The organism is Paraburkholderia sp. IMGN_8, assembly GCF_038050405.1.
In the GTDB taxonomy this organism is placed as follows: Bacteria; Pseudomonadota; Gammaproteobacteria; order Burkholderiales; family Burkholderiaceae; genus Paraburkholderia.
The window spans coordinates 1957682-1972455 of record NZ_CP150900.1 but is presented as its reverse complement, the minus strand read 5'-3'; the positions used below and the strand labels follow the sequence as shown (position 1 = coordinate 1972455).

11 protein-coding genes are annotated in these 14774 nt (G+C 57.5%); 3 read left to right on the top strand and 8 right to left on the bottom strand.

Annotation, left to right across the window (positions count from 1 at the left end; genetic code table 11):
* Nucleotides 1–37: 37 nt before the first annotated feature.
* From WN982_RS09285 to WN982_RS09275, 3 genes are all read left to right on the top strand, one after another.
* On the top strand, nt 38–460 hold the full coding sequence (locus WN982_RS09285; protein WP_341315403.1) for a DoxX family protein: 423 nt from the start codon (nt 38–40) through the stop codon (nt 458–460).
* A gap of 99 nt (nt 461–559) precedes the next feature.
* Nucleotides 560–1444, top strand: coding sequence for an intradiol ring-cleavage dioxygenase (locus tag WN982_RS09280; protein WP_341315402.1), 885 nt, complete (start codon nt 560–562; stop codon nt 1442–1444).
* A gap of 60 nt (nt 1445–1504) precedes the next feature.
* Nucleotides 1505–2578 (top strand): maleylacetate reductase, encoded by a 1074-nt coding sequence (locus WN982_RS09275; RefSeq protein WP_341315401.1) that lies wholly within the window; start codon nt 1505–1507, stop codon nt 2576–2578.
* A gap of 230 nt (nt 2579–2808) precedes the next feature.
* Here WN982_RS09275 and WN982_RS09270 read toward each other — a convergent pair whose 3' ends face one another.
* The 8 genes from WN982_RS09270 to WN982_RS09235 form a co-directional block, all read right to left on the bottom strand.
* A complete protein-coding gene (locus tag WN982_RS09270) occupies nt 2809–4563 on the bottom strand; it encodes an FAD-dependent monooxygenase (protein ID WP_341315400.1) in 1755 nt (584 codons plus the stop codon).
* A 118-nt stretch (nt 4564–4681) separates the two neighbouring features.
* Entirely contained in the window at nt 4682–6418 is a 1737-nt protein-coding gene (locus WN982_RS09265) for an AMP-binding protein (protein WP_341315399.1), read from the bottom strand.
* Between the two features lie 45 nt (nt 6419–6463).
* A complete protein-coding gene (locus tag WN982_RS09260; protein WP_341315398.1) occupies nt 6464–7252 on the bottom strand; it encodes an enoyl-CoA hydratase/isomerase family protein in 789 nt (262 codons plus the stop codon).
* Between the two features lie 64 nt (nt 7253–7316).
* Nucleotides 7317–9056 (bottom strand): CocE/NonD family hydrolase, encoded by a 1740-nt coding sequence (locus tag WN982_RS09255; protein ID WP_341315397.1) that lies wholly within the window; start codon nt 9054–9056, stop codon nt 7317–7319.
* 484 nt (nt 9057–9540) lie between these two features.
* Nucleotides 9541–10464, bottom strand: coding sequence for an amidohydrolase family protein (locus WN982_RS09250; RefSeq protein ID WP_341315396.1), 924 nt, complete (start codon nt 10462–10464; stop codon nt 9541–9543).
* Nucleotides 10465–10908: 444 nt separating this feature from the next.
* Nucleotides 10909–12309 (bottom strand): MFS transporter, encoded by a 1401-nt coding sequence (locus tag WN982_RS09245; protein ID WP_341315395.1) that lies wholly within the window; start codon nt 12307–12309, stop codon nt 10909–10911.
* 40 nt (nt 12310–12349) lie between these two features.
* On the bottom strand, nt 12350–13450 hold the full coding sequence (locus WN982_RS09240; protein WP_341315394.1) for a porin: 1101 nt from the start codon (nt 13448–13450) through the stop codon (nt 12350–12352).
* Between the two features lie 403 nt (nt 13451–13853).
* Nucleotides 13854–14642 (bottom strand): enoyl-CoA hydratase/isomerase family protein, encoded by a 789-nt coding sequence (locus WN982_RS09235; RefSeq protein ID WP_341315393.1) that lies wholly within the window; start codon nt 14640–14642, stop codon nt 13854–13856.
* Nucleotides 14643–14774 lie beyond the last annotated feature (132 nt).

The window sequence follows — 14774 nt, the reverse complement described above, 5'->3', positions numbered from 1 at the left end:
GTACTCCACCTACGCAAACTCATTTCAGGAGATCGTAATGGAACGTTTCAAATTTCTTCCGCTGTTGGGTCGCATTCTGATCGGGGCGCCGTTTGTGATGAGCGGGCTGGGCAAACTCGGAGCGTACACTGCGACGGTTGGCTATATTGCGGCCATGGGCCTGCCCGTGCCGCCACTCGCGTTCATTGTTGCCGTGCTGACCGAGCTAGGCGGCGGCCTGCTGCTGCTGTCCGGCTACAGGGCTCGCGTCGTGTCGCTGGCGATGGCGGTGTTCTGCGTGGTCACTGCGATTTTCTTTCACCACAACTTCGCAGATCAAAACCAGATGATTCACTTCCTCAAGAACGTGATGATGGCCGGTGGGCTCCTGCAGATCGCCTACTTTGGTGCCGGCGCGTTCAGTCTGGACGCGCGCTTCGGGCGGCTCGCCTCACGTGTCACGTCTCTGGGTGCGAACTAGGAAGGCGGATCCGTCGAAGCGCCACGCTTCACGAAGCCGTCAAAGACGTCGCGCGAGTTAGTTTGCGAACTACCGCGAGGAGGAGTTCAGGGAGACACCATGCGCAACATCAACGAAGACACCATCACCCAGGCGGTGCTCGCAGCAATGTCGGGTTGTACCAACGACAGGCTGCGCACCGTCATGACCAGTCTTGTCCAGCATTTGCATTCATTCGCAAGAGACGTGAGGCTGACTGAGAGCGAGTGGCTGTACGCGATCAACTTCCTCACCGAGACCGGCCATATCACGGATAAAAAACGTCAGGAGTTCGTCCTCCTGTCGGATACGCTCGGCCTGTCGATGCTGGTGACGACACAGAACAACCGCAAGCCCGCCGAATGCACAGAGGCCACTGTTCTGGGTCCATTCTTCGTTGAGGGCGCGCCCGAATACAGGAACGGTGACGACATTTCCAACGGTGCAGCGGGCCTCCCCTGTTTTGTTGCCGGGCGAGTCCGCGGTCTTTCGGGAGAGCCTGTAGCCGGGGCAACGATCGAAGTCTGGCAATCCGATGAAGACGGGTATTACGACGTCCAGTATGGTGACCCTCTGGACGCAACGGTAGAGCATCAGGCGCGTGGTCGCTTGCACACGCTGCCTGACGGACGCTTCCATTTCCGCTCGATTCTCGCCGAGGCCTATCCCATTCCGCACGATGGACCGGTTGGCAGAATGCTCAATGCGCTTGGACGCCATCCGTGGCGTCCGGCCCACCTGCACTTCTGGATCAAAGCGCCAGGGTACGAGCCGTTGATCACCCATGTGTTCCGTAACGGTGACAAGTACCTGGACTCGGATGCCGTATTCGGCGTGCGCTCGACTTTGATCGTCGACTGGATCGAGCACCCGCCGGGTCTCGCGCCGGCCGGTACTGCCATGGATACGCCCTTCTATACGCTCGACTACGACTTCGTTCTCAATCCCTCGGAACACGCGCGATGACCCGGCATTGATATCCAGCGCGGGCCCGCAACCGAGGCAAGAACCGACCCAATCCCGACTATGTCAACACCTGAGTTCGTCTATAACGGGCGCGCAATGCGCGTCGTATTTGGCTGCGGCTCACGCATCCATATCGAACGCGAGGTACACACGCTGGGCGCGCGACGCGCTCTGATTCTGTGTAGTGAGGAGCAACGCGCACTAGGCGCATCGGTTGCCGATCAATTGGGCGCACGCGCAGCGGGCGTTTTCGATCGCGCGACCATGCACGTGCCCGTTGAACTGGTCGCGCAAGCACGCACCGTTGCCGCGTCGCTGGATGCCGACTGCGTTATCGCCGTGGGTGGCGGATCTGCAATCGGCCTCGCCAAGGGTCTTGCCCTTGAGACGAGCCTGCCGATTCTGGCCGTGCCCACCACCTACGCAGGCAGCGAAATGACACCCATCTTCGGGTTGACCGAATCAGGTCTTAAACGCACAGGCACTGATTTGCGCGTATTACCCAGGACAGTCATCTACGATCCAGACCTGACCGTGACCCTGCCAGTCGGCCTTTCGGTGACAAGCGGCATCAACGCAATTGCACACGCGGCAGAGGGTTTGTATTCACGCGATGCCAATCCCCTTACCAGTCTCATGGCTGAAGAAGGCATCGCGGCGCTCGCGCGCAGCTTACCCCGAATCGTCGCGCAGCCGAACGACGCGTCCGCGCGCGCCGACGCACTCTACGGTTCATGGCTATGCGGTGCAGTGCTCGGAAGCGTCGGGATGGCACTGCATCACAAGCTATGCCATACGCTTGGCGGCAGTTTTAATCTGCCGCACGCGCCCACCCATACCATCGTGCTTCCGCACGCATTGGCCTATAACGCCGACGCTGCGCCCGATGCAATGAGGCGCATCGCGCAGGCGCTCGGGCACGACAGCGCGGCCCAAGGTCTGTACGAACTCGCGCGCGCAAACGGCGCGCCCGTCGCGTTAAAGGAGATTGGCATGCTCGAGGAACAACTCGACCAGGCCGCCGACATCGCATGCAACAACGCTTACTGGAATCCGCGTCCGCTAGAACGTGGAGCGATTCGCGCTTTGCTGCAGCGGGCATTTGACGGCAGCGCGCCAACTGATGGATTGTAGGACGCAACAGATAGTTCTTTCAGCGTGTCGCGACGTAATTGCAAATGGCGCCACGAACATTGCCTGATGCAAAAAATTTCCCGGCGCATCGTCCGCCGGAATTCAGGCGCGCTGAGCAGCCGGTATCGAACGTAAACCCGCTGTGTAGTACGCTCGTTGAACCTCGAACGTACGCGTCTCGCCGTTGAAGTGTCAATACACGCCCAATAGCGAGACGCTGGCGCCAGCACTTACCTGGAAAGCACCTGACGCACGACCCGACGGAGTTCGGCCGCGGGATCATCCGGCAACGTGAAGCTACGCCATGCCACATGATGGTCGGGGCGAGCCAACACGCAACCATGGTCGCTGATTTCGCGCACGCGCGCCCAGTCGCCCGTGTGATCCGCATATCGCTGTCGCGGACCAATCACATGTACGTCAATCTTCAACCCCAGCTCCTCACCGACCTCTGAGGCAGCCTTAACCCATGCTTCACCTCCCAGACCCGTGAACAGCGCGAACCGTCCATGTCCAGCAAGGTCAAGCGTCGAGTGCTGCCGTCCGCGGGAGTCAAAGACCCAGGCGTGAGGCAGCCGCGCACCGGGCCATGTCGTCGCCTGATAATACAGTTCAGGATCGCGCTCGAACGCCGGTTCAGCCTGCCTATCGGTCAACACTGCCTGCGAGCGATAGCGTTGATTCATCTCCACCCCATGGGCGTCCAGTTCGTATCGCTTGAACGTCAACGCTTCCCGAATTGCCTCCCGCTGGTGTTCCGCCGCTTCAGTTGCCCGGCTTCGGGCATGCATGTTCGCTTGCATGACTTCTGCATCGGTCGACTCATCAATGCCTAGCGCCCTATAGAGCGGCGCGAACTCGGCAATCGACTGATTCGCGCGCGTGACGACCTGTTTCGCGATCGGTGCACGCTCAGCCGAATATGAATCCAGAAGCGCATCGCCCGCGTGCCCCTTGATGACCGCCGCAAGCTTCCACGCGAGGTTGAACGCGTCCTGAATGGATGTGTTGGAGCCCAGCCCGCCAGACGGCGGATGCCGATGAGTCGCATCGCCCATACAAAACACCCGTCCGTCCTGCATGCGAGTGGCGTACATGTTGTTCACCGTCCAGGTGTTCGCGCCCAGCAGTTCGATCTCGAGATCCGGCTTGCCCACCAGTTGACGTGCGATTGTAGTTGCCTTTGCCTGGTCCACAACCGGTGCAGGCCCGTTGATGTCATAGCCCCAAACAATCAGCCATTCGTACCAGGGCCGAACCATCCGGATCAGCCCCATCCCGATACCGCCCACCTCTGCGCCGGGCTGCATGATGGGATACAGAACTGCCGGCCGGTGTGCGACGAACTCCGACAGGTCCGCACGGAACCAGATGTTCATCGATCCCCGTACACCCATCTGCCCTTCAAAAGGCAGGCCGGCGTTCGCTGCGACCTTGGAGTTCCCTCCGTCTGCACCGATGAGGTACTTCGATCTGACTGAGAACTCCTCTCCTGACAACCGGTCACGACAACGCGTGATCACGCCATCTTCAGTCTGCGTATGACTCAGATATTCCGTGCTCATACGCGCCTCAGTACCTCGCGCGCAAGCAGTTTTGAACAGAAGCGGTTCCATGAAAGTCTGCGGCAAATCGTTCATTTTTGCCGGACTCGACAATTGGCGTTCCGCTCTCGACAGTGGGTGCAGTCCCCAGCTGGGAACCCTGCCAATCTCCTCACCGGTCAGACTTTCGCAGAAGACCGTCCCACCCATCAAATCCTCATCGGTCGCGTGCAGATAGGCTTCCTGCTCCACCTGCTGACCGAGGTCGCGGAGCACCTCCATCGTGCGCAGGTTCGTGATATGCGCCCGAGGCGTGTTGGCCAACCAACGATAGTAGTTGATGACCATATTGTCGATACCGTACGTCGAGAGCAGCGCGGCACACGCGGAGCCAGCCGGCCCCGTTCCGACAATGAGTACATCCGTAGTTATTTCATACATTCGACACCTCCAATAATCAAATCCCGTCGATCCGCTAATTGCATACATTTTGGATATCTAATCAATATGATCAGACACGTTTCACTTTTTGCGTACTTGCCGGGCCTTCACAAACCAATCATGCGGTCTTGTGCACGGTCAGGCCCAATGAGCGGATCATCTCCTCCCGCATCGCGAACTTCTGTACTTTTCCCGTCACCGTCATCGGCAACTCGCTCACGAAACGAATATATTTGGGTATCTTGTAATGAGCGATCTGTCCTCGGCAAAAGTCTTTGATCTCCTCCTCGGTGGCGCCTTCATACGGCCGCAGCACGATCCACGCACACAACTCCTCCCCGTTCTTTTCGTCCGGTATGCCGAACACCTGGACATTCTGTACTTTTGGATGCCTGAAAAGGTATTCCTCAATTTCACGGGGATAGATGTTCTCTCCCCCTCGAATGACCATGTCCTTCAGTCTTCCGACAATGTTGCAGTAGCCGTCGGCGTCGATGGTCGCGAGATCGCCTGTATGCATCCATCCGTCAATGATGCTTTCTCGCGTTTTCTCTTCGTCATCCCAGTACCCCAACATCACCGAGTAACCTCTCGTGCAGAGTTCCCCGGTCTCCCCAATCGCTAACGTATTGCCAAGGGAATCCACGATCTTGACCTCGAGATGAGGTTGAATCCGCCCGACGGTTGTCGTGCGCTTATCCAGAGGATCCGCCGTTGCACTCTGAAACGACACGGGACTGGTCTCCGTCATGCCATATGCAATCGTGACCTCTCGCATATGCATTCTGGCCACGACCTGATTCATTGTTTCGACAGGACAGGGGGATCCCGCCATGATGCCCGTCCTGAGACTACTCAGGTCGAACGAAGAGAAGTCTGGATGTCCCAACTCCGCGATGAACATTGTTGGCACACCGTGAAGTGCAGTGCAACGCTCTTCCGAAATGGCGGCGAGGGTGGCACCGGCGTCGAATCCTTCGCCCGGGAAGACCATCTGCGCGCCAATCGATACGCACGCCAGGACGCCGAGCACCATTCCGAAGCAGTGATAGAGGGGGACAGGAATACAGAGTGAGTCGGCTTCGGACAGCTTCATCGCCATGGCGACAAATCGTGCGTTGTTGACGATGTTGTGATGGGTCAACGTTGCACCCTTCGGACTACCTGTGGTGCCGCTGGTGAACTGGATATTTATCGGGTCATGTGGAGAAAGGGTTCTCCCGACAGCGTCGAGTACCGTGCCCCCTTCTACGCGAAGCATGTCCTCTCCGCGCCGCATGACCGCGTGGAATGGCATGACACCCGACACGCGCCAGTCACCTACAGAAATCACCATGCGAAGTTCCGGCAGGCGTGCGATCCTCAAATCGCCCGCCTGCTGCGACGCTAGTTCTGGCGCAATATCGAGCAACATTGAAATGTAGTTCGACGTTTTGAACGTCTCGGCTGTGACGAGCGCCTTGCATCCAACTTTCCGCAGCGCGTACTCGAGTTCCGCTACACGGTAGGCAGGGTTGATGTTGACCAGTACCGCGCCGATACGCGCCGTCGCGAACTGTGTGAGCAACCATTCAAACCGGTTGGGCGACCAGATGCCAACTCGGTCGCCCTTTTCTATTCCCAACGACAACAGGCCTGTAGCAAGGCAATCGACATGATCGTCAAATTCCCTCCATGTCCACCGTATGTCTTGTTCACGGAATACCACGGCTTGCCGGTCAGGCAAGCGGCGTGCTGTTTCCCTTAAAAACTGACCGATTGTAGACTCGCTCAACGGAATGTCCGTTGCACCCCGCACGTAGGCCACGCCATCGGCAGGCGTATCGAGCGTAAGGGACGCGGGTAATGTACGCATGAAGCCATCCTCCATCGTTGCTGCACATTTCTTGCAAGAAGTCCGCTATTTCCCGTAGAAGAGCAGATCCCCGGGTTGCTGATCGGCGTCGAATGCCTCGGCCGTGTTGACGAAACCGCGCGTGGCGTCCTCTGTGTTGTATAAGCCCATGCTGACGTCCAACATGACGGCATCTGCACCAGTGACACCTCCGTTTGACCACGCCTTGAGCAACGTGCGCGTAGCCGCGTACGAAAGCGTGGGACCGTCAGACAGGCGCGTAACCAGTTCCGCGGCGACACGTTCGAGTGCATCCGGCTCAGCCACGTGGGTCGCGATCCCGAGGTCTCCCGCCACGCTGCCGGGAATAGGTTCGCCCAGCATTGCAAACCGCGACGCGCGGCTACGCCCCACGCGCTCAGCGAGCCGCTGCAGCGCTCCCGCAATGGGCAGCATTGCCGTCGTGACCTCGACACATCGGAACTCTGCGTCGGTCGCCGCCACGACGAAGTCACAGCTCAATGCGAGTTCGAAACCGCCGCCGAAAGCGAGGCCCTGCACCACCGCCACCGTCGGAACGCGGAGCGTTTCGATTGCACGATATGAGTTGTTGATTTCTGCAACGAATGTGCGGAACCAGTTCACATCTTTGCCCGGCCACTCGCGAACCTCTCCACCCAGACTGAAGTTCGGCCCCTCCCCCCGAACGACAAGCACCCGGATGTCGCTTTCGCTAGCTTCGTGAACCGCCTCGCGCAGGCATTGTGCAAATCGCACATCAAGTCGGTTATAGGGCGGATTCGCCAGTACGATGTTTCCAACCTTCTCGTCGCGCTCAAATCGTATGCTTTTCATATTCAAACCTCATTGGCCGTTCAAAATCACCGTGCGTCCATGACGCCCTGGATGCATTCTCAATTCAGGATGACTTTCCATTCAACGGAATGACCGGAAGCAGTAAATGCGAGGGGCGATCGGCGTCGCGGTAGATCTTGTGGGTAACCGTATTGCTACTGCACACGTGATACGGGATGTACTCGACGTCAGTCATCGCGCCCGTTCCCGTGGGCACGTCAAGACTGCAGATTTCGACACAGATTCGATGACCGGCCTTGAACTGATTGGCCGTCGCGAGTATCTGAATTTCATACTTGACGATCTCGCCTGGTGTGACCGGTGCGATCGAATCTTTCGTCAGCTTATGGAATGGTTCCGCAGGCGTAGACCGGTCGGGATCCGTTGCGCGGTACGATGCTTTCAACCAGCCACGGGTCAGTTCACGCTCCGGTAACGTCTCGGGAACAGTCCGTTCGCCGACGCGCGCGGTCACGACTGATACGTCGGGACCCACGTCCTTGAGCACGACGATCCAGTTCGTATCCGGCTGGTCGATCTCCGCGTAAAGCGTCAGCGAAATCGGACCCGCCACCAGCACGTCCTGGGGCAGCGGATCAGTCATGTACCGCAGGCGCTCGACCCTGGATGTCTTTTTGAGCGGCATTTGCGTGAAGACATCAGGCTCCCGTTGGGCATTGCCGACCTCTCCTGATGGTCGAGGGGCATCTGTGGATAACCGCTCCCAGCCAGCGAGGTAGTACTTCGCCCACTGCGTTTCAGGCAAGGGCCAGTCGCTACCCGTACGCCATTCGTTGGCCCCCATGACCCAGTAGCGGACCGGGGGTTCATCCATGATGCCCGTATCGATACCCTTCAGCCAGAAGTCGTACCAGCGAATCACTTCGTCGTGGTACTGATGGAACGGTCGTTCCAGATGTGCAGGTCCCGTGAAAATCAGCTTGCGTGGCTGCTTCACGTTCCTGTAGTAGTGCTGCGCGCCAAGCCAGTGCAATTTGTACGTGTAAGCATAGGCACCGGAACCCGTATAGAACGGCACCTTGATCGAGCGGAAGTTCTCCTCGGCGCGCTCGACGGTCCCGTCGGCCTCCCAGGGGTTCGTCATGATGTGATACATCACCCATGTTCGCTGCCCCTTCTGCGTCAGGATGTTATACAGGTTGATGTACATCCTGTAATCGGGGTTGCGCATTGCGGAGCGCCAGAGGTTCTCCTGCTCGTCGGGTAGCGGACCCGGCACGCCGCGCGGTTCATGCACAGTACTGAAAACGTCGAGCAAGTAAGGGAACGTGTGGATGACGCCACCCGGATTGAAGTCTCGAAACCCGAACATCCCGCCGTATGCGCTACAGGCGTCATAGGGGAAGATGGCCTTGAGTGCCGGGTGCCCTTGTGCGGCAGCACGCCATTGTTCACCCGCGAAACCGGAGATACCCACCATCCCGACGTTGCCGTCGGACCACGGCTGCTGTGTGATCCATTCGATCATGTCGTAATGGTCAGTGTTCTCTTCGCCATAGTGTCCTTCGGACTTGGCTGAGCCCCGCGGTTGCGCAATCACGTGCACGTAGCCATTTGCAACAAAGCGGCGAGTGTCCCCTGCCTCTACCGGCCCGAACCAGAGCGGTGCATGCGCAGGCTGCGGTGGCAACACATCGGCAATATCCGGACCTTGAAGATCCTTGTTGTGCAGGGCCGATGCGTACAGCACGGGATACCTGCCTTCCTCATCGGGGCGATAGACGTCTACAGCGAGACGAGTGCCGTCCCGCATCCTGACGACGACGTCGCGTTCCTCAATCATGTCTCCTCCAGGGTTTCGTTAGCACGCATGGCCTCGCTCTTTTTCGAAGCCGCGTGATCGATCACATTCTGCAATTCACTATACTTCACGATCGTAAAGTATGCAAGAACGAACTGTGAGCTGGATGACGAAAAGCCGGCTTCAAAGGAGCACCGCGTGAGTTGCCTGAAAACCTGCGGCTCCAAGCCGGGAGATCACAGGCCTGCAGTTGTCGCAACTGCATATGCGTCAGGACTGCATACGCGTCAGGACTGCTTGAAATAACCTGCTGTAGGAGAACGGGGACGCTTCGAGCGTGGCGAGTATCGCCTGCCCGACGACGCTGTCGTAGTGGAAGTGCTTGCGGCGGGACGTCGCCGCGCCGCGCAGGGGATCTCCGCCCTTTTTTGGCGGAGAGGAGGGTCAAAGAACGGCTAAGGTATGAAGGACCGCAGGCTTTCGCAACTTATGCTGCAAAGTGGGGTGTCGCTGACTACCAGTACAGCTAACGTGCAAGCATACGAGCGGCATTTTCCCCGTAGACCTTATCCATCTCAATCCCGGCAATCCGCAAGTCGTCAAGCACCTTCCCGAATTGCCGGATTGCGTCTGTCGGCGCGAACGGGAAGTCGGTCCCGAACAGAATGTGATCCGGGTCGGCTACCTGCGCCAACGCACTCAGGGACGAATTGCCGGCAGAAAGCGCCGTGTCGAAATAGAAGGATCTCACCGCCGCCAACGTATCGCCCACGCGCTCAGCCGCGCCAGGCATCATGGAGATTGAGAGTGCGATGCGCGGTACCAGATACGGCAGCGTTCCCCCTGCATGCGACAGGATAAACCGAACATGCTGATAACGATTCATCGCGCCCGAAATGATCAGACTCGCGGCTGTACGCGTCGTCTCAAACGGATATTCGAGGACGGATGCCGGAGCAACGGACGGCACTTCATGAGGTGGCTGATTGGGGTGAACGAAAACTACAGCCCTACGCCTGTTCAGTTCTTCCCACAGAGGCGCGAAATGCGCATCCCCGAGATACAGTCCGTTGTAGTTCGTAAAGACAATAAAGCCATCGACCTTCAACTCGTCAAGGCAGTAACTGACTTCCTTCAGCGCCGCATCTATGTCTGGCAGTGGCAAGCTCGCAAAGGAGCCAAACCGTCCGGCATACCGGGACCTGAGGTCCGCCGCATGGTCGTTGCACTTTCTCAGCAGCGTGGTCGCATCCGGAAGTGTGGGACCCGAGGAGATGGACAGGATCCCCTCGTCGATACCATTCTCATCCATCATCGCGATGGCTGCTTCGGAGGACCACGTAGGGGCCACACCGTTCGGCATTGCCGCATTCAGCAGATCCAACCCTACGGCATCCACATAAAATTTCGGCAAGAAATGTTGGTGCGTATCAATCTTTCGTTTCGACATAACCGTTCTCTCCTAAATTCGTCTCTCGCACATCAAGGGGCAATTGACATCGCTTCCTGTTAAAACCATCCTGAACACAATCAGCAGATTCGCATCGTTGGACGGCGAGTCACCTGCGGGAATACATGCCATGTGCCGTCAATGTGTCGGAAGAACAAGAACACGATCGACCGTTCCTGCCGCGACGCCTCCAGGCAGACAAAACGCGCCCGGTCCAGGCCCCTTCGACCGATCCGGGTAGCGCGCGCTGGCGCTGCCTGAGTTGGCGAAAGCCATTTGTCCACCAACGAACGAAGAGATCCGTCGTGATTCATCTGCGCCCGTGCGGAATTCACCATAAGCGTATTCATTTGGCTAACCTCCATACTGGCGCAACATCTCCGTTCCTTTAGTACCGTGGCAATTCCCATCACCGTGGATGTCCAACGAACCCAATGGGAGTCGTTACGGGCTGCTATTCGGCAACGGCGGATCATCTGCCCCGACCGCATGGATGTTCTCGCTGTCTTCGCTCCGCGATCGCCGTTGTGCAACGAGAACCCGCGCCATGACGGTCATGCATACACATCCCATGAAGAGCGGTATCGACAACAACGCGCATGTGAGCAGATAAGGAAAACCCGATATGACTATCAGACCAATCAACGACGAACCGACGATTGAACCCAGTCGTCCGATCGCAACGTTCCAGCCGCCACCGGACGCACGAAGTGCCGTTGGATAGAAAACACCCGGAATGGTGTTGACACAGATCAGCGGGCCGCCAACAGCCAGACCTGACAGGAAGACCACGCTCGCGTTCCAGGGCGTCGCTTCAGACATGCCCAAAGCGATGACAAGCAGTGAACCTGCGCCAAACGCCCCGGATATGACCGACGCAACGTTATAGCGACGAACAAGGATAGCGAAAAGTACCGCCCCGCCAAGCGCACCGAACTGGAACAACGACGAAACCTGCGAGGCGTCGTGCATGGATAGTCCGACCTGCTTCAGGTGCGTTGGCAGCCAGCTACCAATCAGAAAGAACGCCAGATACCCGGAAAATTCAGTAAACCAGGTCAGCACAGTGCCACGACGGTACTTCTCGCTCAGTAGTGCCTTGCTTCCGTTTATCGATTCCTGTGCCTCGGCGATAAAGAAATGGGTATTGGAGCAGTCCACCGCTGGAAATACTTTCCCGATAATTCGTTGCGCCGTCTCGTTTGACTTTCGACTGGCCACGACATAGAGCGGTGACTCGGGTACTTGCCACGCAAATAGAGCAACAACGCCAAGTGGCAACAAGCCACTTAATACGAGCATGCCGCGCCAGCCCATTACACCAATCGCCAGAGACGTCACGAAACCAGCCGCTGCCGCGCCGAAAAGGAATCCGCAGTAAGTCGATGCCAGCATTGCTGAACGTGAGCGGTCGGCGCTATATTCCGCGACGATCGCTGACGTGGCCGGCATCGCAGCCCCGATGCCGAGACCCGTTATGAAACGCCAGCCGACGAGTTGCACTATCGACTGAGCCTCGCTAGACATGACACCCGCTATGCCGAACCACGCGATTGCTACGATGCTTACCGCTCTGCGACCGACACGATCAGCCAGCACTCCACCAACAATTGAGCCGATCAATAATCCCGTCAGTCCGAACGCCACCAGAGGCGAAAGAGCAGCACTCGATAGTTGCCAATGATGGCTGATGGCGGGCGCGATAAAACTGATCACGATCGTATCGAATCCCTCGATTGCTGTAGCAGCAAAGCAGATGAGGAACACTGCCCACTGCTTTCGGCCCATGGGCATCGTGTTGAATACTTCGCGTACGTCGCGGCGGATATAGCCTGTGCTTTTCATTGCGTTTTCCCGATCAACGACCGTCAGGATCCTGTGTTCGTTAAAACCGGTGACGTATACCGACACGCAGCAGCCCCTGTGATCGTCCACTCGACGGCGAAGGGATCAACGTGATTTGGGCCTGAGTCGCCGAACCCGCCGCTTTCAGCAATTGAGCTGCAAAATAGACGTCAGTCCGCTTTGACAGAAAATAGTTTGCGTAGAAATCGATTGCCCGATAGATTGGCGATGCGTCGGTCGCCGTGACCTTGCCATGCGTGTAAATGTATGCCACGCCGGTAAACAGAAACGGCGTAATGAAGTAGCCGACGTTCGCCTCATAGTTGTCAAAGCGCACGTCGCTACCGAGGAAGCCCTTCTTGAATCGGGTCGTTGTATATTCGAGTGCGATCGTTGCGCCCCCGATTTTGTACGATCCACCTACCCCCGCGATAGATTCGCTTTCTGCATTCTGCACGTAGGGTGCGTAAATCACGTTTCGCGGTGCGGTACTATCGAATGCGGCTGCAAAGGGATTCCGGATGACCGTATAGGCGGCCGCAACATACAGTGGAAAGTTTATTCCTGAGTAGCTAAGTCCAACCGACGCGACGCTATTGTTGGCGAATTGGCCCGGTTGCCCACCAAAGCTATACAGCGCACCGAGTGTGAATCCCGCTATCTTGGGGCTGGCGTATTTGACTGAATTGTTGATTCGTATGCTCCCACCCGCGTTATCAACGTCGCCAGCGTGGGCGAAATAGACAGCCCAGTTCAAACCGGCAGCGAAAGTAGAGAGCATCTCGGCCACTTCTTCGTATTGACGGCCAAGTGTGATCGTCCCATAAGGGCTTGAAACGCCAACATAGACCTGCCGCCCGAAAAGACGCCCATTGTTGTTTAAGTTTCCGGTAGACGTATCAAACCCATTCTCTAAAGTAAAAACCGCTTTAAATCCTCCACCGAGGTCTTCGGCGCCTTTCAGCCCCCATCTCGAGAGCGACCCGCCTCCGCTTTGAAGCAGCCAGGCGGCATGCCCCTTCTGATTGCTTGTATAAGTCAGACCTTCATCTATGAGACCGTACAGTGTCACGGCACTCTGGGCGCATACGACGGCTGGTGTGACACAAACCAGCGCCGCAGCCCAAGACAATCCCTTCATCTCCAGTCTCCTCTGTGCTTTTAGTTGCACTACCCGCTCGCGCACTACAGGGGGTTGAAACAAGCATAGTGCTAATTTTTCCACTCGTACAGTATTAGTTGACTCGGACTATCCCTGGGTCAGCTTCGTTTCGAATGAAGGGACTGACGGCCCGCCTGCGTGGCATGGATGCACGCGTGGACCCGGCAGATTTTTTATTCGGCAATAACCGATGACATCGCACGCCACCGGCGTCATATCGATGCCGGGGTTCGAAGATCGAAGAGGGTGATATGTAGAGTGAGTGGAGCGATGGCGGGCATCGTGGCAGCCACTGCGGCCCGGAGCACGCAGTCGGCATGCATGTATCGCAGATACACGGGAATGATGTATCGAACGCTGACTAGTTGGAGATCGTTTGTCGTCAGGTCGATGGGTTTCCGGGTGAAGCAGAGCGCGAGACGAATCGTTCAACGCGTAGAGAAAACTCTTTCGTCGACGCACATCTCAGGAAGGCATGCTTCTCGTGCTCGAGATGGCGCTCAAGGTTATCGCTGCCTGCCATTTCAACGAGCGATTTCGTTTCTCTCACCGCGGCCGCCGGAAGATCCGCTATCTTTCGCGCGAGCGCCAGACTGGTTTCTTCCAGGGAAGCTGGCTCGGCTATACCCTGGACGAGTCCCAGCAGGGCGGCCTCGTCCGCGCTCAACGAGTCTCGCGTCAACATGATCTCCAGTGCTCGTGCCGCCCCTAATCGACGCGCCAGATGAAAGGACAAGCCGCCGTCGCTTGACGTACCGAGCTTGGCATAACCGACCACAAAGCGGGCGGATCGTGACGCTACAACGAGGTCGCATGCCATGGCCAGCGAAAATCCCGCACCTGCTGCTGCGCCTTGCACGCTCGCGATCACAGGTATTGGCGACCGCCGTATCGCCATGATCGTGGCGTTAAGTGCACTGATGAGCGATTCGAGGAAACCGTCGGCACGCTGTATTCCGTCAAGGATCTGGTGAAGATCACCACCGGCCGAGAAAATTCGGCCTCTGGCCTGAAGAATCACCGCGCGATACTTCGCCGAACTCTCGATATCGTGGAGAGCACCGAGCATCTCATCGCAGAACGCCTTGTCGATCGCGTTCGCGCGCTCTTCATTTTCCATGGTGACAAGCGCGATGTCGCCACTGGATGTCAGCTTGATTTTGCTTTCCATCTGTCAATGACCGGATGCAACAAACCTGTGACCGAACTCAGCTCTGTCCGTTGGCCGGAACAGGTACCTGAATCACTTACGCCACCGCCATTATAGTTTACGACCGGTAAAATTAAAAGTATCATGTAAGGT

Excerpts from the sequence above, each read along its gene's own strand:
- WN982_RS09285 (WP_341315403.1), top strand. The coding sequence starts at position 38 with ATGGAACGTTTCAAATTTCTTCCGCTGTTGGGTCGCATTCTGATCGGG.
- WN982_RS09280 (WP_341315402.1), top strand. The coding sequence starts at position 560 with ATGCGCAACATCAACGAAGACACCATCACCCAGGCGGTGCTCGCAGCA.
- WN982_RS09275 (WP_341315401.1), top strand. The coding sequence starts at position 1,505 with ATGTCAACACCTGAGTTCGTCTATAACGGGCGCGCAATGCGCGTCGTA.
- WN982_RS09270 (WP_341315400.1), bottom strand. The coding sequence starts at position 4,563 with ATGTATGAAATAACTACGGATGTACTCATTGTCGGAACGGGGCCGGCT.
- WN982_RS09265 (WP_341315399.1), bottom strand. The coding sequence starts at position 6,418 with ATGCGTACATTACCCGCGTCCCTTACGCTCGATACGCCTGCCGATGGC.
- WN982_RS09260 (WP_341315398.1), bottom strand. The coding sequence starts at position 7,252 with ATGAAAAGCATACGATTTGAGCGCGACGAGAAGGTTGGAAACATCGTA.
- WN982_RS09255 (WP_341315397.1), bottom strand. The coding sequence starts at position 9,056 with ATGATTGAGGAACGCGACGTCGTCGTCAGGATGCGGGACGGCACTCGT.
- WN982_RS09250 (WP_341315396.1), bottom strand. The coding sequence starts at position 10,464 with ATGTCGAAACGAAAGATTGATACGCACCAACATTTCTTGCCGAAATTT.
- WN982_RS09245 (WP_341315395.1), bottom strand. The coding sequence starts at position 12,309 with ATGAAAAGCACAGGCTATATCCGCCGCGACGTACGCGAAGTATTCAAC.
- WN982_RS09240 (WP_341315394.1), bottom strand. The coding sequence starts at position 13,450 with ATGAAGGGATTGTCTTGGGCTGCGGCGCTGGTTTGTGTCACACCAGCC.
- WN982_RS09235 (WP_341315393.1), bottom strand. The coding sequence starts at position 14,642 with ATGGAAAGCAAAATCAAGCTGACATCCAGTGGCGACATCGCGCTTGTC.